General features: G+C 73.6%; 19 protein-coding genes and 1 pseudogene. 5 read left to right on the top strand and 15 right to left on the bottom strand.

The window, feature by feature from the left end; translation table 11 throughout:
• Nucleotides 1-103: 103 nt before the first annotated feature.
• The 9 genes from CR162_RS11070 to rfaD all read right to left on the bottom strand — a co-directional run bounded on the left by CR162_RS11070 (nt 104) and on the right by rfaD (nt 7,765).
• Nucleotides 104-694 carry a histidine phosphatase family protein gene (locus CR162_RS11070; protein WP_099095612.1) on the bottom strand — a complete coding sequence of 197 codons (591 nt, stop codon included), beginning with the start codon at nt 692-694 and terminating at the stop codon, nt 104-106.
• The gene (locus tag CR162_RS11065) at nt 694-1,314 is read right to left on the bottom strand and encodes a glutathione S-transferase family protein (protein WP_099095611.1); all 621 of its coding nucleotides are present in this window, start codon (nt 1,312-1,314) and stop codon (nt 694-696) included. Before CR162_RS11065 ends, CR162_RS11070 begins: the two co-directional genes overlap by 1 nt.
• 145 nt (nt 1,315-1,459) lie before the next feature.
• Nucleotides 1,460-1,987, bottom strand: coding sequence for a GNAT family N-acetyltransferase (locus CR162_RS11060; RefSeq protein ID WP_099095610.1), 528 nt, complete (start codon nt 1,985-1,987; stop codon nt 1,460-1,462).
• Nucleotides 1,988-1,995: 8 nt separating this feature from the next.
• Nucleotides 1,996-2,928, bottom strand: a complete 933-nt coding sequence (locus tag CR162_RS11055) for a ribose-phosphate pyrophosphokinase (protein WP_099095609.1) — start codon at nt 2,926-2,928, stop codon at nt 1,996-1,998.
• Between the two features lie 163 nt (nt 2,929-3,091).
• Nucleotides 3,092-4,078: a hypothetical protein gene (locus CR162_RS11050; RefSeq protein ID WP_099095608.1), complete on the bottom strand. Its 987-nt coding sequence runs from the start codon at nt 4,076-4,078 to the stop codon at nt 3,092-3,094.
• An 83-nt stretch (nt 4,079-4,161) separates the two neighbouring features.
• Nucleotides 4,162-4,932, bottom strand: a complete 771-nt coding sequence (gene pgeF / locus CR162_RS11045) for a peptidoglycan editing factor PgeF (RefSeq protein ID WP_099095607.1) — start codon at nt 4,930-4,932, stop codon at nt 4,162-4,164.
• Complete coding sequence (locus CR162_RS11040; RefSeq protein ID WP_099095606.1) at nt 4,929-5,954, bottom strand: class I SAM-dependent methyltransferase; 1,026 nt, start codon at nt 5,952-5,954, stop codon at nt 4,929-4,931. Before CR162_RS11040 ends, pgeF begins: the two co-directional genes overlap by 4 nt.
• Nucleotides 5,951-6,757, bottom strand: a complete 807-nt coding sequence (lgt, locus tag CR162_RS11035) for a prolipoprotein diacylglyceryl transferase (protein ID WP_099095605.1) — start codon at nt 6,755-6,757, stop codon at nt 5,951-5,953. Before lgt ends, CR162_RS11040 begins: the two co-directional genes overlap by 4 nt.
• Before the next feature lie 15 nt (nt 6,758-6,772).
• The gene (gene rfaD, locus CR162_RS11030; protein WP_099095604.1) at nt 6,773-7,765 is read right to left on the bottom strand and encodes an ADP-glyceromanno-heptose 6-epimerase; all 993 of its coding nucleotides are present in this window, start codon (nt 7,763-7,765) and stop codon (nt 6,773-6,775) included.
• 143 nt (nt 7,766-7,908) lie between these two features.
• On the opposite strand from rfaD, the gene CR162_RS22815 reads away from it, so the two are divergent.
• Nucleotides 7,909-8,520 carry an accessory factor UbiK family protein gene (locus tag CR162_RS22815; protein WP_245870273.1) on the top strand — a complete coding sequence of 204 codons (612 nt, stop codon included), beginning with the start codon at nt 7,909-7,911 and terminating at the stop codon, nt 8,518-8,520.
• 161 nt (nt 8,521-8,681) lie between these two features.
• Here the strand turns inward: CR162_RS22815 and CR162_RS11020 are convergent, their stop codons facing one another.
• Both CR162_RS11020 and purB read right to left on the bottom strand, forming a co-directional pair.
• Nucleotides 8,682-8,993 (bottom strand): hypothetical protein, encoded by a 312-nt coding sequence (locus CR162_RS11020; protein WP_176559814.1) that lies wholly within the window; start codon nt 8,991-8,993, stop codon nt 8,682-8,684.
• A gap of 149 nt (nt 8,994-9,142) precedes the next feature.
• A complete protein-coding gene (purB, locus tag CR162_RS11015) occupies nt 9,143-10,480 on the bottom strand; it encodes an adenylosuccinate lyase (RefSeq protein ID WP_099095602.1) in 1,338 nt (445 codons plus the stop codon).
• A 209-nt stretch (nt 10,481-10,689) separates the two neighbouring features.
• On the opposite strand from purB, the pseudogene CR162_RS11010 reads away from it, so the two are divergent.
• A pseudogene (locus CR162_RS11010) lies at nt 10,690-11,319 on the top strand (TerC family protein); the annotation flags it as partial.
• A 485-nt stretch (nt 11,320-11,804) separates the two neighbouring features.
• On the top strand, nt 11,805-12,428 hold the full coding sequence (locus tag CR162_RS11005) for a hypothetical protein (protein WP_099095601.1): 624 nt from the start codon (nt 11,805-11,807) through the stop codon (nt 12,426-12,428).
• A 52-nt stretch (nt 12,429-12,480) separates the two neighbouring features.
• Here CR162_RS11005 and CR162_RS11000 read toward each other — a convergent pair whose 3' ends face one another.
• From CR162_RS11000 to CR162_RS10985, 4 genes are all read right to left on the bottom strand, one after another.
• Nucleotides 12,481-12,894 (bottom strand): hypothetical protein, encoded by a 414-nt coding sequence (locus CR162_RS11000; RefSeq protein ID WP_099095600.1) that lies wholly within the window; start codon nt 12,892-12,894, stop codon nt 12,481-12,483.
• A gap of 4 nt (nt 12,895-12,898) precedes the next feature.
• The gene (moaA, locus tag CR162_RS10995) at nt 12,899-13,906 is read right to left on the bottom strand and encodes a GTP 3',8-cyclase MoaA (RefSeq protein WP_099095599.1); all 1,008 of its coding nucleotides are present in this window, start codon (nt 13,904-13,906) and stop codon (nt 12,899-12,901) included.
• Nucleotides 13,907-13,994: 88 nt separating this feature from the next.
• A complete protein-coding gene (locus tag CR162_RS10990; RefSeq protein WP_099095598.1) occupies nt 13,995-14,750 on the bottom strand; it encodes a sulfite exporter TauE/SafE family protein in 756 nt (251 codons plus the stop codon).
• Nucleotides 14,747-14,923 (bottom strand): DUF3553 domain-containing protein, encoded by a 177-nt coding sequence (locus CR162_RS10985; protein ID WP_099095597.1) that lies wholly within the window; start codon nt 14,921-14,923, stop codon nt 14,747-14,749. The genes CR162_RS10990 and CR162_RS10985 overlap by 4 nt, the downstream gene beginning before the upstream one ends.
• Before the next feature lie 84 nt (nt 14,924-15,007).
• On the opposite strand from CR162_RS10985, the gene CR162_RS10980 reads away from it, so the two are divergent.
• Together CR162_RS10980 and CR162_RS10975 are read left to right on the top strand one after the other, a co-directional pair.
• Nucleotides 15,008-15,598, top strand: a complete 591-nt coding sequence (locus CR162_RS10980) for a histidine phosphotransferase family protein (RefSeq protein ID WP_099095596.1) — start codon at nt 15,008-15,010, stop codon at nt 15,596-15,598.
• Between the two features lie 72 nt (nt 15,599-15,670).
• Nucleotides 15,671-18,346 carry a hybrid sensor histidine kinase/response regulator gene (locus CR162_RS10975; protein WP_099095595.1) on the top strand — a complete coding sequence of 892 codons (2,676 nt, stop codon included), beginning with the start codon at nt 15,671-15,673 and terminating at the stop codon, nt 18,344-18,346.
• Nucleotides 18,347-18,354 lie beyond the last annotated feature (8 nt).

Here is an 18,354-nt window from a genome sequence, read left to right as displayed (position 1 = left end):
CCGGCCTCCAGGGGTGCCAGCGCGGGGCGGGGCATAGGGCATTTGCGGCCGGGAGGCAATCATTAGCGGGCGCTCTCCCGCCCGCTCGCGGCGCGCGCGCCGCTCAGGGCAGGGGCAGGGGCTCGAACCGCCAGGCAGCCTCGCCGGCGGCGGGGGGCGTCACCCACATCGGCAGGGCGTTGGGCGTGCGCACATTGGCCGGCAGCCCCGCCTCGGCGCGGAAGGCGCGCCACAGCGCGCCATGCGCCACCACCAGCACCGGCCCGGGCCGCGCCAGGCAGTGGTTGATGGCGGCCACCGTGCGCTCCCGCAGCCGGGCGAAGCTCTCGGCCCCCTCGGGCGTGAAGCGGCCCTCGACCCAGTCGTCGAACCAGTCGGCCATGGGCTGGCCTTCCTGCACGCCGAAGGAGACCTCGCGCAGCGCGTCGTGGATCTCGACCGGCAGGCCGAGCAGCTTCCCCACCGCCGCGGCCGTGTCGCGCGCGCGGCCGAGGGGGGAGGCCACGATGGTGGCGATCTGCCGCCCCGCCTGGCCGTCCAGCAGCGCCCGCGCCGCGCGCTCCGCCTGGGCGATGCCGATGGCGTTCAGCGGGATGTCCACATTGCCCTGGGACAGGCCGCGTGCGTTCCAGTCCGTCTCGCCGTGGCGGAGGAACCAGAAGGGCGCGCGGCTCAGGCGGCCGTCACCCCCCATCAGGCCAGCCCCTCGGTGGCCAGGGCGCGCTGCACGGCGGGGCGGGCCAGCATCCGCTCGAAATGCGCCTGCAGCCGCGGCGGCAGCGACATCCCCATCCGCTTCACCGCCCAGAATTCCACGAAGAACAGCGCCGCGTCGGCGACCGAGTAGCCGGAGGGCAGGGCCCAGTCGCCGCCCTTCCACATCCTGTCCACATCGGCGAAGCCCTTGGCGGCGAGGGCCGCGCCCTGCTCCTTCACCTTCGGGTGGTCGGCCTCGCTGGGGGCGAAGCGGGCCTGGTTGAACAGGCGGGAGAAGCCCTGCATGTGGATGCTGCCGGTGGCGAAGTCGACGATCTCCAGCGCCCGCGCCTGGCCTTCCGGGTCGGCCGGCAGGAGGCCGGCGCCGGGGTTGGCGGCGCCCAGCCAGAAGGCGATGGCGGTGAACTGCGTCAGCACCGAGCCGTCGTCGCGCACCAGGGTGGGCACCTTGCCCTTGGGGTTCAGCGCCTGGAACTCGGGCGTCTGCAGCGCGCCTTCCTTGATCGGCGAGCGCACCGCCTCGAAGGGCCGGCCGATCTCCTCCAGGATGACATGGATGCCGAGCGAGCAGGCGCCGGGGGAATAGTAGAGCTTCATGAGGGCGGGGTTCCGGTCCGTGGAAGGTCGGGCCGGAGGATCGGCGGGGCGGCGGGGGGCGCGCAAGCGGGGCGGCGGATGAATTCTCCGGGGCGGCCGGGTTTTCCGGCGGGCGGGCCCGCGCCGCCCCTCCCGGCCCCTGCTTTCAGCCCAGCCGCCGGATCATGGTGTGGCTGTAGGGGACGAAGCCGGCGCGGCGATAGGTGGCCTCCGCCCCGTGATTGCCCGCCACCAGCCCGATCAGCAGGCGCCCGAGGCCCCGCGCGCGGGTCAGCCGTTCCGCCTCGGCCAGCAGGGCGCGGCCGATTCCCTGGCCGCGCCAGGGCTCGCGCACGAACAGGTCGGCCACCAGGCCATGGTCGCGCTCGGCCACGAAGGGCGGGTGCCGCTCGAAGCACAGCACCATGTGGGCGATGATGGCGGCCGTGCCGGCGGCCTCGGCCACCAGCACATGGCCGCCCGTTTCCGCCGCGCGGGCGAGGACGGCGCCGAGCGATTCGCGGGCGCCCTCCAGCTCCGTCCGGCGGTCGCCGGCGATGGCGTGCTCGAAGCGGTTGAGGCCCAGCATCTGCTCCAGCAGGGCCTCGCGGTCCGCCGCCGTGGCGGGGCGGATCGCGAAGCCGCCGGCGGGCGCCGGCGGGGCTTGCCGGGGGGCTCGGGGCGGCGCCTCCACGGGCCGGCTCAGTTGAACAGGGTGGAGACCGAGCTTTCCTCGGAGATGCGGCGCACCGCCTCGGCCAGCAGGGGCGCGATGGTGAGCTGGCGGATGTTGGAGGAGACGCGCACCGCCTCGGTCGCCTGGATGCTGTCCGTCACCACCATCTGCTCGATGCTGGCGGCGCCGATGCGGGCCACCGCGCCGCCCGAGAACACGCCATGCGTGACATAGACGCTGACCGACTTGGCGCCGTTCTTCAGCAGCGCGTCCGCCGCGTTGCACAGCGTGCCGCCCGAATCGACGATGTCGTCCACCAGGATGCAGTCGCGGCCGTCCACGTCGCCGATGACGTTCATCACCTCGGAGACGCCGGCGCGGGGGCGGCGCTTGTCGATGATGGCGAGGTCGGTGTGCAGGCGGGCGGCGATGGCGCGGGCGCGGACCACGCCGCCGACATCGGGGCTCACCACCATCAGGTCGCGGCCCTTGTAGCGCTCCAGGATGTCGCGCGCGAAGAGCGGGGCGGCGAAGAGGTTGTCCACGGGGATGTCGAAGAAGCCCTGGATCTGCCCGGCATGGAGGTCGAGCGTCAGGACGCGGTCGGCGCCCGCCTCGGTGATGAGGTTGGCCACCAGCTTGGCGCTGATCGGCGTGCGGGGGCCGGACTTCCGGTCCTGCCGCGCATAGCCGAAATAGGGGATCACCGCCGTGACGCGCCGCGCCGAGCCGCGCTTCAGCGCGTCGAGCGTGATCAGCAGCTCCATCAGGTTGTCATTGGCGGGGTAGGAGGTGCTCTGCACCACGAACACATCCTCGCCGCGGACGTTCTCGTGGATCTCCACGAACACCTCCATGTCCGCGAAGCGGCGGATGGAGGCCTGTGTCAGCGGCAGGTTCAGCGCGGCGGCGACCGCCTCGGCGAGGGGGCGGTTGCTGTTGCAGGCGACGATCTTCATGGGGCGCGGCATCTCCGGGCAGCGGACCCAGGGAGAAGTCGGGCCCGGCGAGGAACGGGCGCGTGGTAGCAACGTGACAGCCTCGTGTCTATCGCCGCCGGGCCTTTGGCATGGCTGGCGTGCAATTCCTCACGGCGCGGGGGCCCGGCGGCCCATGGCCCGCTCAGCGCGCGGGCGCCTCCGCCCGTGCCGGGGCCGGGGTTGGAGCCGGGGCCGGGGCCGATGGGGCGGCTGGCGGGGCGGCCACGTCCAGCTCCGGCTGGGCGGCGTTCTGCAGCACCTCGCGGATGCCGCTGGCCGCCTGCTCGGCCGCCACATAGGCCACGTCGCCCCACAGCCCGTTCAGCGAGCCGCGCGGCACCTCGTTGATCTGCACCACCCGGCCGAGCTCATAGCCGTCGCGCCGGCTGACGATCCATTGCAGCTCGATGCGCTGCTTGTTGTCCGGCGCCGGCACCGCCTGCACCTCGGCATGGACGGCATAGGTGGCGCCCTCGGCACCGTCCTGCGGCAGGTAGCCGAGGCGGGTGAGGAACTCGCCCAGCCGGTCGCGCAGGCTCTTGTTGCCGTCGCCCGGGGCGCCCGTCACGCCGGCCAGGCGGACGCGCAGGGGGCCGCGCCCGGCCAGCGCCGCCGGGTCGCTGGCCTTGCGGGAGGCTTCCACCGCCTCCAGCAGCGCGGCCACGCCGGGGGCGTCGCGCGTCGCCACCTCGCGGAACACCGCCTCCTCCTCCATGCCCCAGCCCCGCAGGGGGGCGGGCTTGCCCTCGGTGGCGCCGAGCGAGGCGCCGTCGGCGTCGAACAGCTCGTAGCGGGGCAGCACGCGGCCGCCCTCGCGCCGGGCGGTGACCACCAGCGGCCAGTCCAGCGGCTGGGCGGGGTTGGCCGAGGCCGGCACCTCCGCCCCCCGCAGCGCCTCCGCCAGCGCCCCCGCGAAGCGCTCCGCCCCCGCATCGGTCAGCAGCGCGCCCGTGGGGGTGGGCACGGCGATGCGGTAGGCGGGCGGCAGCGCCAGCCGGCGCGCCTCGCCCCCCGGATTGCCCCTGTAGGGCCGCAGGTCGGCGCAGGCGGCCAGGAACAGGAGGGGCAGCAGCAGGAAGGGCAGCCACCGGAAGGCGGCGCCGGGGCGGCCGCGGTCAGAGCAGCGCAAAACAGGACACCAGCATGGTCAGGACGAGGAGCAGCAGGAAGATCACCATGTAGGGCATGAGGTTGGCCCTCCGGTTGGGCGGATCAGGCCGGCAGGGCGATGGCCGAGAGCTGGTGGCCGATCGGTCCCTCGCCGGCCAGGGTGCGGCGGCGGTGGCTGAAGAAGCGGTCCGGCTCGGCGCAGGTATCGGCCGGGATCACGGCCACGCGGCCGGTTCTTGCCGCCACCAGCCGCGCGGCGCAATAGCCGGCGAGGTCGAACTGCCAGTGCGCCTCGCGCCGGCCGGCGACGAAGAAGCGCGCATCGGCCGCCTCGCGCGCCAGCACCGCGTCGCGCAGGTCGTCCCCCACCTCGTAGGAATCCTGCCGGATGCAGGGGCCGACCACGGCGGTGATGGCGTGGCGGCTGGCGCCCAGCCGCTCCATGGCCAGCAGCGTTTCCTCCAGGATGCCCGCCAGCGCGCCGCGCCAGCCGGCATGGGCGGCGCCCACCACCCCCGCCGCGCGGTCGGCGAACAGCACGGGGCCGCAATCGGCGGTGACGACGCCGAGCGCCAGGCCCGGCCGGCTGGTCACCAGCGCGTCGGCGGTGGGGCGGGCCTCGTTCGGGATGGGCGCGTCCACCACCGCCACGGCCGCGCCGTGCACCTGGTGCGCGCCGGACAGGGCGGCGGCGGGCAGGCCCAGCGCCGCCATCGCGCGGGCGCGGTTGGCGGCCACCGCCCCGGGGTCGTCCTGCCCCGAGAGCGAGCAGTTCAGCGTGGCGAAGCCGCCCTGCGAGACGCCGCCGCGGCGGGTGAAGAAGCCGTGCGGCAGGCCGGCGAGAAGGTCGGTGGAAAGGTATTCGGCGGTCATGCGGCCTCGAAGCCCGGCGGGGTGGGCAGGTCAGGGTGGCAGATCGCCAGCGCCTTGAACAACCGCCCCATTCCTTCCGGGGCGATCAGCCGCTGCGCGGCGGAAAGCTGGTGGCCCGCCGTGGCGGGGGCGGCGCGGGCCAGCATGGCGGCCCGCGTCACCAGCCCCAGCGCCTGCAGGAACAGCCCCTGCGGCACTGGGCCATGGGCGGCGGCGCCGGCCGCGCGGGCGGCGGCGGCGAGGGCGGCGAAATCGACATGGGCGGTGATGTCCACCTCCCCCGGATCGGCCAGCGGGTCGGCGGCGCGGTGGCCCCGGAGGGCCTGCAGCGAGTCGCCGAAGCCGCTCGCGGCCGGGCCGTAGTCGAGGAACAGCGCGGCGCCGCCCTGTGCCGCCAGCCGCGCCGCCAGCGCCGCCACCAGCCCGCGCGCCGCCTCGGAGACCTCCTGCACCGCGCCATCCGGCGCCGCCGCCGGCAGGGCGGGACCCGCGACGTCCCCGGCGGGCTGTTCCACAAAGGCGCCGGCCTGCACATACCGCTCCATCCATGCCCCGCCCCGGCGGACGAACTGCCGCACCGGCAGCGCGTCCAGGAACTCGTTGCCGAGCAGCAGCAGCGGGCCGTCCGGCAGGGTGGAGAGGTCCTCGTGCCAGGTGGCGCCGTCCTGGTCCAGGAGGGGCTCCACGGCCTGGGCCTGGGCGGCGCGGAGCACCGGGCTCTGTTCCACCAGATGCACCCGCAGCGCGGCGCGGAAGGCGGGCATCACCTGGCCGATGGCGCGCAGCGCGTCGGCCATCAGCGTGCCGCGCCCGGGGCCGGCCTCGGCCAGCAGCACCGGCGCGGGGCGGCCCATGGACTGCCACGCCACCGCCGCCCACAGCCCCAGACACTCGCCGAAGGCCTGGCTGATCTCGGGGGCCGTGGTGAAGTCGCCGCGCGCGCCGAACGGGTCGCGCCCGCCGTAATAGGCGGCGGCGGCGCGGGCCATGAAGCGGTCCAGCCGCTCCGGCGCCTCCGTCATGCCGGCGTCCCGCGGTCCCGCGGGGCGAGCAGCATCAGGGCGAGGCCGGCCAGGATCATCGGGACCGAGAGGAGCTGGCCCATGGTGGCGCCGCCCCACAGGAAGCCGAGCTGCGCGTCCGGCTGGCGGAACAGCTCGCCGATGACGCGCGCCACGCCGTAGCCGGCCAGGAAGGCGCCGGCGGTGAAGCCGCGCCGCTCCCGGATGGCGGGGATGCGGACCAGCACCTGCAGCAGCACGAACAGGCAGAGCCCCTCCATCGCCGCCTGGTAGAGCTGGCTCGGGTGGCGCGGCTCCGGCCCGCCATGCGGAAAGACCATGGCCCAGGGCACGTCCGTGACGCGGCCCCACAGCTCGCCATTGATGAAGTTGGCCAGCCGGCCGAAGAACAGGCCGATCGGCACCACCGCCGTCAGCCGGTCGCCGAAGCGGCGGAAGCTGAGGCCGTGCTTCCGGCAGAACAGGAACATGGCCAGGATCACCCCCGCCGCGCCGCCATGGAAGGACATGCCGCCGCGCCAGAGGTAGAGCGCCTCCCAGGGGGCGGACAGGTAGTGGTCCGCCTGGTAGAACAGCACATAGCCGAGGCGGCCGCCCAGGATGACGCCGAGCACCGCCCAGGTGACGAAGTCGTCCACCTGCTCCGCGCTGGCCGCCACCGGCCGCAGCGCCACCAGGCGGCGCATCAGCCGCCAGCCCAGGATGATGCCGGCGATATAGGCCAGCGCGTACCAGCGGACCGCCAGCGGGCCGAGCTGGATCAGCACCGGGTCGATGGCGGGGAAGGGCAGGGCGAGGAGCATGCGGGGCGCGCGCCTTCAGCGATACGGGTCGGGGCGGGTGAGGAAGTCCTGCACGTAGCGCCGCACCCCGTCCTCCAGGCTGGTGGCGGCGCCGGTGAAGCCGGCCGCGCGCAGCCGCTCCATCCGGGCCTGGGTGAAGTACTGGTACTTGCCCGCCAGATCGACCGGCATCTCGATGAAGGCGATCTCCGGCGTCTTGCCCAGCGCGGCATAGACCGCCCGCGTCAGGTCGAGGAAGGAGCGCGCCGTGCCGGTGCCGACGTTGAACAGCCCGCTGGCCTGCGGGTTGTCCAGCAGCCAGAGCATCACCTCCACGCAGTCGTCCACATGCACGAAGTCGCGCAGCTGCTCGCCATCGGCGATGCCCTCGCGGTCCGAGCGGAACAGGGTGGCGGGGGTGCCGGCCATGATCTGGCGGAACTTGTGCAGCGCCACGCTGGCCATGCGGCCCTTGTGGAATTCATTGGGACCGTAGACGTTGAAGAACTTCAGCCCCGCCCATTGCGGCGGCGCCGCGCGGCCGCGCGCCAGCAGGTCGGCGATGCGCCGGTCCGTCGCGTGCTTCGACCAGCCATACAGGTTGAGCGGGCGCAGCGCGGCCAGGGCGGCGGGGCTCGCATCGTCGTCGAAGCCCAGCGCGCCGTCGCCATAGGTGGCGGCGGAGGAGGCGTAGATGAGGCGCACCCCGTGCTCGGCGCACCAGGCGTAGAGGCGCAGCGTCAGGGAAAGGTTGTTCTCCGCCACCAGGTCGCCGTCGCGCACCGTGGTGTCGCTGATGGCGCCGAGGTGGAAGATCGCCTCCGGCCGGGGCGCGTCCTCCAGCCAGTCCCACAGCTTCTCGGGCGGCAGGATGCCGGCGATGGGGTGGTGGGCCAGGTTGCGCCACTTCTCCCGCCCCGGCTCGCCGCCGCGCAGCCGGTCGCAGACCAGGACTTCCGCGCCCCGCTCGCAAAGTGCCGCGACGAGGTTGGAGCCGATGAAACCGGCGCCGCCAGTGACCAGATACATGCGCGAGCCTTCCGCGACGATGGACAAGCGGGAGGGAATGGTCGCCCGCCGGGCGGGCCGGGTATAGGCGGCGTGCGCCGGCCCCGGCAACCGCCCCCGTTCGAGCCGCCGGCCCACAGGTGCCGCAACAAGGAGAGTTCATGATGGAATCGGGTTCTGAGAGCGGTGCCGGCAATGGCCCTGGCCGCCGCGGCCGCCTTTTCGACGATCTGGCCGGCCTGGCCGGCGGCGCCTTCTCCATGGTCTCGGGCCTGCGCGCCGAGGTGGAGGCGATGGCCCGCTCCCAGGTGGAGATGATGGTGCAGCGGCTGGAGCTGGTGCGGCGCGAGGACCTGGACGCCGCTCTGGAGGTGGCCCGCCGCGCCCGCGAGGAAAGCACCGCGCTCGCCGCCCGCGTGGCCGCGCTGGAGGCGAAGCTGGGCGGCGGGAATGGCGGCACCGGCTCCGCCGGCGGGACTTCCGAGCCCGGTGCCCCGGGCGCGGTCTTTGGCGCCGGCTCCGCCGAGGGGATCCTGGGCGCCGGCCCCACCACCGGGGCTTCCGCCGGCGCCTCGGCCAGCCCGGCCGGCGCGGCGCCGCTCACGCCCGCGCCGGAGCCCACCCAGTCGGCCGAGCCGCCCCTCCATGCCGGCGGCCCTCGCCTGGCCGACGAGGCGGCGGACAAGGGCGGCGAGGGCGCGCCGCCGGCCGGCACCGAGCCGGGCCGGGCCGCGGGCTCCGGTGGCGGCGACTCGCACCCCGCGAAGCCGCTCTGACCCACGGCCCCGCTTCCGGGGCGGCCAGGCGGCCGCTCCGGGCATGACTGAGGGCCGGCGTGGCGAAACGGAAAAGGGCCGGGGGAAGGCATTCCCCCGGCCCTTTCGCCATTGGCGGCGGGCGCGCCGTTCTGGGCACGCCGTCTCGGGCGCCCGGAAGATCAGAACCCGAAATAGATGCCGGCGCGCGGCGGCGGGCGGTAATAGCGGGGCGGCGGCGGCGGATGGTAGTAGCGCACCGGCGGCGGGTGGTAATAGCGCGGCGGCGGCGCGTAATAGCGCGGGCGCGGCGGCGGGCCGTAGTAGCGCGGGTGATGGCCGCGATGGTGGCGCCAGCCGCGATGGTCATGCACCAGCACCACCTCCTCCGCCCGGACGGGCGCGGGGGCGGCGGTGAGGCCGAGCATCAGCCCGATGGCGGCGAGCCCGGCCAGGACCAGTCGGCGCGGAGCCAGTCGATGCAAGCCTGGCATGGTTCGGTCCCTCCTCGACATGGCGCGAGTGTCATGCCGGCATGGGGCAGAACCATGGCGAGGGGCGGGCGGCGATGTGGCCGCCCTACACCTTCCTGTGTGCCGCGCCGCCCGCCCCGGCACAGGGCGGGCGGCGCCGCGCGGGTGCCTCAGCCGGCGGCGAAGACGCGGGCGAAGATGGTCTCCACATGGCGGAAGTCGCGCTGCGGGTCGATCACCTGGTCCAGCGCCGCGGCATCCAGCTTGCCGGCCACCTCGGCATCGGCCAGCAGGTTGTCGCGGAAGCCGCGCGCGTCGGGGCGGCCCAGCGCCTCCCAGGTGGCCATGGCGGCGCGCTGCACGGCGCGGTAGGCGCCCTCGCGCGACAGGCCGGCCTGGGTGAGGGCCAGCAGCACCTTCTGGCTGTGCACCACGCCGCCCAGGCTTTCCAGGTTGGCGGTCATCCGCTCGGGATAGACGGTGAGCTTGTCCATCATGCCCGTCAGCCGCGCCAGGGCGAAGTCCAGCGTGATGGTGGCGTCCGGCCCGATCACCCGCTCCACCGAGGAGTGGCTGATGTCGCGCTCATGCCACAGCGCCACGTTCTCCAGCGCCGGCATGGCGTAGCCGCGCACGACCCGCGCCAGGCCGGTGAGGTTCTCGCTCAGCACCGGGTTGCGCTTGTGGGGCATGGCGGAAGACCCCTTCTGGCCGGGGTGGAAATACTCCTCCGCCTCGCGCACCTCGCTCCGCTGCAGGTGGCGCACCTCGGTGGCCAGCCGCTCGATGCCCGAGGCGATGACGGCCAGGGCGCAGAAGAAGGCGGCGTGGCGGTCGCGCGGGATGACCTGGGTGGAGACCGGCTCCACCTTCAGCCCGAGCCTGGCGGCGACGAACTCCTCCACCCGGGGGTCCACGGCGGCGAAGGTGCCGACGGCGCCGGAAATGGCGCAGGTGGCGATCTCGTCACGCGCGGCCACCAGCCGGGCGCGGTTGCGCATGAATTCTGCGTAATGTCCCGCAAGCTTGAGACCGAAGGTCGTGGGCTCGGCGTGGATGCCGTGGCTGCGGCCGACGGTGGGGGTGTATTTGTGCTCCTCGGCGCGCCGCTTCAGCGCCGCCAGCAGCCGGTCCAGCTCGGCGATCAGCAGGTCCGCCGCGCGCGCGAGCTGCACGGAAAGGCAGGTGTCCAGCACGTCCGAGCTGGTCAGGCCCTGGTGCATGAAGCGCGCCTCGGGCCCGATGCCCTCGGCCATCCAGGTGAGGAAGGCGATGACGTCATGCCGCGTCTCGCGCTCGATCTCGTCGATGCGGGCGATGTCGGCGGCGGAGATGGCGGCGGCGCGGGGCGCGCCCTTCTCGCGGATGACGCGGGCCGCCTCGGCGGGGATGGTGCCGAGCTGGCCCATCGCCTCGGCCGCCAGGGCCTCGATCTCGAACCAGATGCGGTAGCGGGATTCGGGCGACCAGATGGCCGTCATCTCGGGGCGGCTATAGCGCGGAACCATGCGCGATCCTCCTGCGGGGGCGCCAGCGGGGGCGCCGGCGGGAGCGAAGGCCGGCACGCGGACGGCCCGGAAGGCGCCGGGAATGGCGGCAGAGGCCAACCGCGTCAACCGCCTGAACATGTCAAAAAAGTAACCCGAGCGACACAGATGTTGTGTCATGCCAAGTGTCGCTCTATGCGCCGCTTTCCACCGGGAATGGGAACGGGTTCATGGATTTGGCTGCCTTCATGCCAGAGTTGATCGCTCTCGGTCAGGTTCTCTTCATTGACCTCGTGCTGGCGGGCGACAATGCCATCGTGGTCGGCATGGCCGCTGCGGGCCTGCCGTCGGACCAGCGCCGCAAGGCGATCTTCTGGGGCATCGTGGCCGCCACGGTGATGCGCATCGGCTTCGCGGCCATCACGACGCAGCTCCTGGCCATTGTCGGCATCACCCTGGCGGGCGGCGTGCTGCTGCTGTGGGTCTGCTGGAAGATGTTCCGCGAGCTGCGCGAGGGCGCCGGGCATGGCGACCAGGAAGAGGGCGTGGAGGCGATCGAGGCCGCCAATACCGACGCCGCCGCTCCGGGCGCTCCCCGCAAGACGCTGCGCCAGGCCATCATCCAGATCCTGGTGGCCGACATCTCCATGTCGCTCGACAACGTGCTGGCCGTGGCCGGCGCGGCCAAGGACCACCTGTGGGTGCTGGTCGTCGGCCTCGCCGTCTCGGTGGTGCTGATGGGCGTCGCCGCCACGCTGATCGCGCGGCTGCTCGACCGTCACCGCTGGATCGCCTGGCTGGGCCTGCTGGTCATCCTCTACGTCGCCATCACCATGATCCTGGGCGGCACGGCGGAAGTGACCCAGGCGGTGCCGGAGGCCTACATGTACCTGGCCCTGCCGCTCGGCTACCTGGCGCTGCCGGGGGTGTTCCCCACCTGGCTGTGGGTCGGCGCCACGCTGCTGCAGCTGGTGGTGGTGACGGTGCTGGTCGCGGCCATCGGCACCAGCATCCGGCAGGCGCTGGAGCGCCAGCGGACGCACTGAGCCGCGCGCCGCGCGGAGCTTCCGGGCGCCCCGCCTCGCGCGGGGCGCCCTTTTTCGTGCCCATGCGGCGGGCCTGGCCATCCCGCCGCCGCACGCCCCCCCCCCGCATCGCCTGTGGCGCCGCCCGCTGGCGAAGCCGTGCGGCGAGGTTCCGGCCAAGCTGCTGGATTGCTTCAGGATCATCGCCTATGTCGGCGGGTGCTGACCGCCGCGCTCGGCGTACAACTGCTCTGGGAGGTCCTGATCATGGCGAATGCGACGCTCAACCCCGCTTCCGGCCGGCCCGGGGTGAGCCATTGATGCGCGCCGGACTCGGCTTGGCGCTGGCCGCCCTGCTGGCCGGCTGCGCGGCGCAGCCGGAGGGCGCGGGCGGCCCCCTGGCGGCGCGGCCGAGCCTGGATGCGGTGCTGGCCCGGCTGCCCGAGGAGGCGGCCGGCTTCACCCGCGGCCTGACGGCCGACCTGGAGGCCTCCCAGCCCGGCCAGGGGCGCGCGGTGGACTATGCCACCCCCGCCTATGCCGGCGTGGCGGCGCGGGCCGCCATCGCCTCCGTCATCGTCTATGACAGGGGCCTGCCGCCGCTGCCGCCCGAAACCCCGCCGGCGGTGGTGGACGCCCAGCTGAACGAGGGCGTGGCCGAGGCGCTGGCGCCGGCCCCCGGCCGCCAGATGGCCGAGGCTGGCCGCCGCGTGCTGGAGGTGCCGGGCGGCGCGCCACTGCAATGCGCGGTGCTGGACGGCACCTATGGCCGCACCGAGATGTGGCAGCAGCTCTGCGTCGGCATCGCTGCGGGGCGCTTCCTGAAGGTGTTCGTCGCCGTGCCGGTGCGCCAGCGCGACCTGCTGGCCATGGATGCGGACGGCTTCACCCGCGCCATCGCCCAGGCGGCGCGCAACGCCGGCCCGGTGCCGCCGCCCCGCTGAGCGTCCGGAAAGGGAGGAAGGGCCGGGGAGATCCTTCTTTCCGGCCTTTTGCTTATCGCTGGCGCGGCCAGTCCAGCTTCGGCTCGGCCCGCGCCGGGCCGCGCGCGCGGCCATCCGGATAGGCGGCCGGCGGCGGCACGGGCGGCACGATGCGCGGCGCGGCGTCGCGCCCGGCCGGGGGGCGGGCGGCCAGGGCCGGCGGCTCGGCCCAGTCGTCCGACACGCTGGCGGGGCGGCGCGTCATGGCCGGGTCCTGCAGCCGGAGCGCCAGGCTGCGGATCTCGTGCTGGATCTCGTCGAGCTGCACCTCCAGCGCCTCCAGCCGCGGCTTCACCCCGAACACGCTGAAGGGCATCAGCAGGAAGGCCGCGGCGCAGAGCAGCACCAGCGCGAGCAGCAGCAGCCCCGTCCATTCCGGAAAGCCCGGCAGGGACAGGGCGGCGATCAGGGTGCGCATCTCGTTCATGGGATCAGCCGCCTGTCACGCTCATGTGGCGCCCGACCGCCGGGCGGTTCTGCCGCCGGTCGATGACGAAGTCATGGCCCTTCGGCTTGCGCGCGATGGCGGCCTCGATGGCCTCGCGCAGCCCCGCCTCGTCCACCGCCGGGTCGCGCAGCACGGCGCGCAGGTCGGCCGCGTCCTCCTGGCCCAGGCACATGTAGAGGGTGCCGGTGCAGGTGAGGCGCACGCGGTTGCAGCTTTCGCAGAAATTGTGCGTCATCGGCGTGATGAAGCCGAGGCGCCGGCCTGTCTCGCGGATCGTCATGTAGCGGGCGGGGCCGCCCGTCGCGTAGTCGGTCTCCTCCAGCGTCCAGCGCTCGCGCAGGCGGCGGCGGACCACGGAAAGCGGCAGGTACTGGTCGGTGCGGTCCTCGTTGATCTCGCCGAGCGGCATGGTCTCGATCAGGGTGAGATCGAAGCCGTGCTCGCCGCACCAGGCGATCATGCGGTCGAACTCGTCCTCGTTGACGCCCTTCATGGCCACCGCGTTGATCTTGACCGCGAGGCCGGCGGCGCGGGCGGCGAAGATGCCGTCCAGCGTCTTCTCGATGTCGCCCCAGCGGGTCAGCGCCTTGAAGCGGCCCGGGTCGAGCGAGTCGAGCGAGACGTTGATGCGCCGGACGCCGGCGGCATAGAGCCCCTCGGCGTGCTTGGTGAGCTGGGTGCCGTTGGTGGTGAGGGTCAGCTCCTTCAGCCCGCCCCCCTTTTCCCCCTGGTTTCCCAGCCGCTCGCCGAGCGAGCGCACGAGGCGCATCACGTCCTTCCGCACCAGCGGCTCGCCGCCGGTCAGGCGGATGCGCTCCACGCCCAGGCCGACAAAGGCGCCGCACAGGCGGTCCAGCTCCTCCAGCGAGAGGATCTGCGCCTTGGGGAGGAAGGTCATGTCCTCCGCCATGCAGTAGACGCAGCGCAGGTCGCACCGGTCGGTGACGGAAACGCGCAGGTAGCTGATCCGCCGGCCGAACGGATCGATCATGCGGGCAACTCCCTTGCTCAGGCGGTGAACGGCGTGACCCCCATTTGGGCCGCCGCCCCCCTGGCGCGCAAGGGCCTGCCGCGGCGGCTCAGCCCAGCAGCGCGAATCCGCCGGCGCCCATCAGCGCCAGCAGCGCCAGCCGCCGGTACCAGGCGACGGGCAGCACATGGAACATCCGGGCGCCGACCGGCACGGCCAGCAGCAGCACCGGCAGCATCAGCGCCGTCATCACCAGCGCCGGCAGGCCGATCAGCCCGCCCCAGAGCGGCGGGATGACGGCGACGATGCCGATCAGCCCGAAATAGAGGATGAGGTTGGCGCGGTGCTGGGCCACCGCCTCCGGCCCCGAGAGCAGGTAGAGGATGACCGGCGGGCCGGACATGCCGGTGGCGCCCTTCATCAGCCCCGAAACGGTGCCGATGGCCAGGTTCAGCCCCAGCGGCCGCCGCCCGTGATAGCGCCAGGGCGACATCAGCAGCAGGCCGAACACCAGCACCAGCAGCCCGATCGCCCGCCGCAGCGTGGCGCCATCCGCCACGAACAGGATGTAGGCGCCGAAGGGCGTGGCCAGCATGGCGGCGCCGCCGAGGGAGAAGATGACGCGGCGGTTGGCGAGTGCCACCGCCTTGGGCAGCAGGTAGGCCGAGACGAACAGCTCCATCAGCAGCATCACCGGCACGCCGACCTTGGGCCCCCACAGCGTGGAATAGACCGGCGCCAGCAGGATGGCGGTGCCGAAGCCCGAATAGCCGCGCATCAGCCCGGCGATCAGCGTGGCCAGCACCGCCACCCCCACCTCCCAGGCGCCGAGCAGCCCGAGCGCCTGCTGCCAGGCGGCGCTCATGGCGCCTCGTCCACCGGCTCCAGCGCCACCTGCGCGGCGTTGATCAGCAGCTTGCCGGCATGCTCGAAATTCACCGTCACCCGGCTGCCGACGACGGACTGGACCTGGCCGATGCCCCAGTCGGGGCGGCCGGGGTGGCGGACATGCATGCCGGGCTCGAGGGGATTGAACATCTGGACGCCAGGGTGGCCGCAGGACGGCTTCCGGGCTAGGCTGCGTCGCGATCACGGATTCGTGAACTGACCTGGAGGGCGGCGATGGAAGGCGAGACGAGCCTGGCACAGGACCTCTGCGCCCGGCTGTGCCACGACATGGTGGGGCCGCTCGGCACCATCGGCACGGCGCTGGAGCTGCTGGAGGATGAGCCGGACGCCCCCGGCCTGGCGCGGGACGCGGCGGCGGAGCTGCGGCGGCGGCTGCGGTTCTGGCGCGCCGCCTGCGGCGCCGGCACCGGGCCGCTTTCGCCTGCGGAGCTGGCGGCGCTGCTGGATGGCATGCTGTCCGGCGGCCGGGCGGCCCTGCTGCTGGAGGCGATGCCGGCCGACCGGGTGCTGCCCGCGCCGGTGGCGCCGCTGCTGCTGCTGGGCGCCCTGCTGGCGGGCGATGCGCTGCCGCGCGGCGGCACGGTGGCGCTGGCCCCGCTGGCGGAAGGCTATGCGCTGCGGCCGGCGGGGCCGGTGCTGGCCTGGCCGCCGGCGCTGCCGGCCCTGTTGCGGGGCGAAAGGCTGGAAGGCGCCCGCCTCGCGCCCGCGCAACTGCTGCTGCGGCTCGCCGGTGCGGCCGGGTGGCGGGTGACGCTGGAGGACGGCGCCGCGCCCGCCGCCCTGCGAGTCGCGCCAATGGCGTGACGGCACCGGATTTACCTTTCCTTCGCCCCGCGGCCCCCAGGCTGAGCCGAACCCAGCCTGCCGGGGACCGCGATGGACGATCTTCTCGCCGACTTCCTGACTGAAACGAACGAAGGGCTGGCCGCGCTCGATGGCGCGCTGCTGAAGCTCGAGAAGGCCCCGGACGACCGGCAGACGCTGTCGGAGATCTTCCGCAACGTCCACACGATCAAGGGCACCTGTGGCTTTCTCGGCCTGTCGCGGCTGGAGAAGGTGGCGCATGCCGCCGAGAACGTGCTGGGCAGGTACCGCGACGGGTCGCTGAAGGTGACGCCCGCGGGCATCACCCTGATCCTGTCCGCGCTGGACTGCCTCAAGGGCATCGTCTCGGGGCTGGAGGGCACGGGCAGCGAGCCGGCGGGCGACGACACGGCGCTGATCGCGGCGCTGGACGCCGCCTGGCGCGGCGCGGCGCCGGGGACACCCGCCGCCGCCCCTCCCGCCGCGCCGCCGGAGGCCGACCCCTTCGAGCTGCCGGCCGGGGAGCCGGTGGCGGCCGCGCCCCCCGCGCCGCAGGCTGCCGCCCCCGAGCCGCCGCCCGCTGCCAGCGCGCCTTCCGCCAGCGCGCCGCCTGCCGCGCCCGCCCACGCCTCCCGCGGCAGCGACCACGAGGGCGAGGCCGCCGGCGCAAGCGGCGGTGGCGGCGCCAGCGGCCCGATCACGCCGGCGCAGACCATCCGCGTCTCGGTCGATGTCCTGGAAGACCTGATGACGCTGGTGAGCGAGCTGGTGCTGACCCGCAACCAGCTTCTGCAGCTCGTCCGCGCCCGCAGCGACGCGGCGCTGACCGTGCCGCTGCAGCGCCTCTCGCACATCACCTCCGAATTGCAGGAGGGCGTGATGAAGACGCGCATGCAGCCCATCGGCAATGCCTGGCAGAAGCTGCCGCGCATCGTGCGCGACCTCGCCAACGAGCTCGGCAAGAAGATCGAGCTGGTGATGAAGGGCGCCGACACCGAGCTGGACCGGCAGGTGCTGGAGCTGATCAAGGACCCGCTGACGCACATGGTGCGCAACAGCGGCGACCACGGGCTGGAAACGCCCGAGCAGCGCCGGCAGAGCGGCAAGCCCGAGACGGGCCGCATCCTGCTCAACGCCTATCACGAGGGCGGCCACATCATCATCGAGATCGGCGATGACGGGCGCGGCCTGCCGGCGGAGAAGATCAAGCAGAAGGCGCTGGCCCAGGGTCTGGCGACGGAAGCCGAGATCGCCGGCATGGGCGAGCGGGAGATCCAGCACTTCATCTTCCGCGCCGGCTTCTCCACCGCCGCCGCCGTCACCTCCGTCTCGGGGCGCGGCGTCGGCATGGACGTGGTGAAGACCAATGTCGAGAAGATCGGCGGCACGATCGAGCTGCGCTCGGTCGAGGGCCGCGGCACCACCTTCTACATCAAGATCCCGCTGACGCTGGCCATCGTCTCGGCGCTGATCGTGGAAGCCGGCGGCGAGCGCTTCGCCATTCCGCAGATCGGCGTGGTGGAGCTGGTGCGGGCGGGCGGCAGCGCCGAGGGCGCCCAGATCGAGCGCATCCACGACACGCCGGTGATGCGGCTGCGCGACCGGCTGCTGCCGCTGGTCTCGCTGTCCCGCCTGCTGGAGCTGCCGCAGGCGGCCGATGAGGGGCGGCGGGACGCGGGCTTCGTGGTCGTCACCCAGGTCGGCGCCAACGTGTTCGGCATCATCGTGGACAAGGTGTTCGACACGGAGGAGATCGTGGTCAAGCCGGTGGCGCCGATCCTGCGCCACGTCGCCATGTTCAGCGGCAACACCATCCTGGGCGATGGCAGCGTCATCATGATCCTCGACCCGAACGGCATCGCCCGCGCCACGGGCGTCGGCGCCGACGGGCCGAGCGAGGACGCGGCGCGCGGGCCGGAGGGCCTGCGCGGCCACCGCTCCACCGAGCGGACGGCGCTGCTGCTGTTCCGCGCGGGCGACGGCACGCCCAAGGCGGTGCCGCTCGGGCTGGTGGCGCGGCTCGAGGACCTGCCGGGCGAGAGCATCGAGCATTCGGGCGGCAAGACGCTGGTGCAGTACCGCGGCAAGCTGATGCCGCTGGTGGCCATGGCCGGCGGCTGGGCGCCGCCCGAGCCGGGCCGGCGGCAGGCGGTGCTGGTGTTCAACGACCGCGACCGCGCCATGGGCCTGATGGTCGATGCCATCCTGGACGTGGTGGAGGAGCACCTGCTGATCGAGGGCGCCAGCGAGCAGCCGGGCTTCCTCGGCAGCGCCGTGATCTGCGGCAAGGTGACGGACGTGATCGACTGCGCCTGGTGGCTGCACCAGGCGGGGGACGACTGGTTCCGCGGCAACGGCCAGGATGCCGTGCGCCGGCGCGTGCTGCTGGTGGAGGACAGCGCCTTCTTCCGCCACCTGCTGGTGCCGGGCCTGACCGCCGCCGGCTACGACGTGACGGCGGTGGACACCGGCATGCAGGCGCTCAGGCTGCGCGAGCAGGGCGCGGCCTTCGACGTCATCATCTCGGACATCGAGATGCCGGACCTCGACGGCATCGGGCTGGCGCGGGCGGTGCGCGAATCCGGCGCCTGGCAGCCCCTGCCGATGATCGCCTTGAGCGGCAAGGTCGAGGCGGAGCAGGTGCGGCGCGCGCGTGAAGCGGGCTTCAACGAATATGTGGGCAAATCGGAGCGCGAGGCGCTGCTCGCGGCGCTGAGCGAATGCCTGGCCACGCCGGCCATCAACTGAGGACAGGG

Source organism: Teichococcus rhizosphaerae (assembly GCF_002631185.1).
Lineage (GTDB): Bacteria > Pseudomonadota > Alphaproteobacteria > Acetobacterales > Acetobacteraceae > Pseudoroseomonas > Pseudoroseomonas rhizosphaerae.
The sequence above is the reverse complement of the archived record's forward strand: the minus strand, read 5'-3'. Positions and strand labels throughout refer to the sequence as shown.

What these genes read in the sequence shown, in the direction of transcription:
- CR162_RS11070 (WP_099095612.1), bottom strand. Translation starts at nt 694, where the DNA reads ATGGGGGGTGACGGCCGCCTGAGCCGCGCGCCCTTCTGGTTCCTCCGC.
- CR162_RS11065 (WP_099095611.1), bottom strand. Translation starts at nt 1,314, where the DNA reads ATGAAGCTCTACTATTCCCCCGGCGCCTGCTCGCTCGGCATCCATGTC.
- CR162_RS11055 (WP_099095609.1), bottom strand. Translation starts at nt 2,928, where the DNA reads ATGAAGATCGTCGCCTGCAACAGCAACCGCCCCCTCGCCGAGGCGGTC.
- pgeF (WP_099095607.1), bottom strand. Translation starts at nt 4,932, where the DNA reads ATGACCGCCGAATACCTTTCCACCGACCTTCTCGCCGGCCTGCCGCAC.
- CR162_RS11040 (WP_099095606.1), bottom strand. Translation starts at nt 5,954, where the DNA reads ATGACGGAGGCGCCGGAGCGGCTGGACCGCTTCATGGCCCGCGCCGCC.
- lgt (WP_099095605.1), bottom strand. Translation starts at nt 6,757, where the DNA reads ATGCTCCTCGCCCTGCCCTTCCCCGCCATCGACCCGGTGCTGATCCAG.
- rfaD (WP_099095604.1), bottom strand. Translation starts at nt 7,765, where the DNA reads ATGTATCTGGTCACTGGCGGCGCCGGTTTCATCGGCTCCAACCTCGTC.
- CR162_RS22815 (WP_245870273.1), top strand. Translation starts at nt 7,909, where the DNA reads ATGGAATCGGGTTCTGAGAGCGGTGCCGGCAATGGCCCTGGCCGCCGC.
- CR162_RS11020 (WP_176559814.1), bottom strand. Translation starts at nt 8,993, where the DNA reads ATGCCAGGCTTGCATCGACTGGCTCCGCGCCGACTGGTCCTGGCCGGG.
- purB (WP_099095602.1), bottom strand. Translation starts at nt 10,480, where the DNA reads ATGGTTCCGCGCTATAGCCGCCCCGAGATGACGGCCATCTGGTCGCCC.
- CR162_RS11005 (WP_099095601.1), top strand. Translation starts at nt 11,805, where the DNA reads ATGCGCGCCGGACTCGGCTTGGCGCTGGCCGCCCTGCTGGCCGGCTGC.
- CR162_RS11000 (WP_099095600.1), bottom strand. Translation starts at nt 12,894, where the DNA reads ATGAACGAGATGCGCACCCTGATCGCCGCCCTGTCCCTGCCGGGCTTT.
- moaA (WP_099095599.1), bottom strand. Translation starts at nt 13,906, where the DNA reads ATGATCGATCCGTTCGGCCGGCGGATCAGCTACCTGCGCGTTTCCGTC.
- CR162_RS10990 (WP_099095598.1), bottom strand. Translation starts at nt 14,750, where the DNA reads ATGAGCGCCGCCTGGCAGCAGGCGCTCGGGCTGCTCGGCGCCTGGGAG.
- CR162_RS10985 (WP_099095597.1), bottom strand. Translation starts at nt 14,923, where the DNA reads ATGTTCAATCCCCTCGAGCCCGGCATGCATGTCCGCCACCCCGGCCGC.
- CR162_RS10980 (WP_099095596.1), top strand. Translation starts at nt 15,008, where the DNA reads ATGGAAGGCGAGACGAGCCTGGCACAGGACCTCTGCGCCCGGCTGTGC.
- CR162_RS10975 (WP_099095595.1), top strand. Translation starts at nt 15,671, where the DNA reads ATGGACGATCTTCTCGCCGACTTCCTGACTGAAACGAACGAAGGGCTG.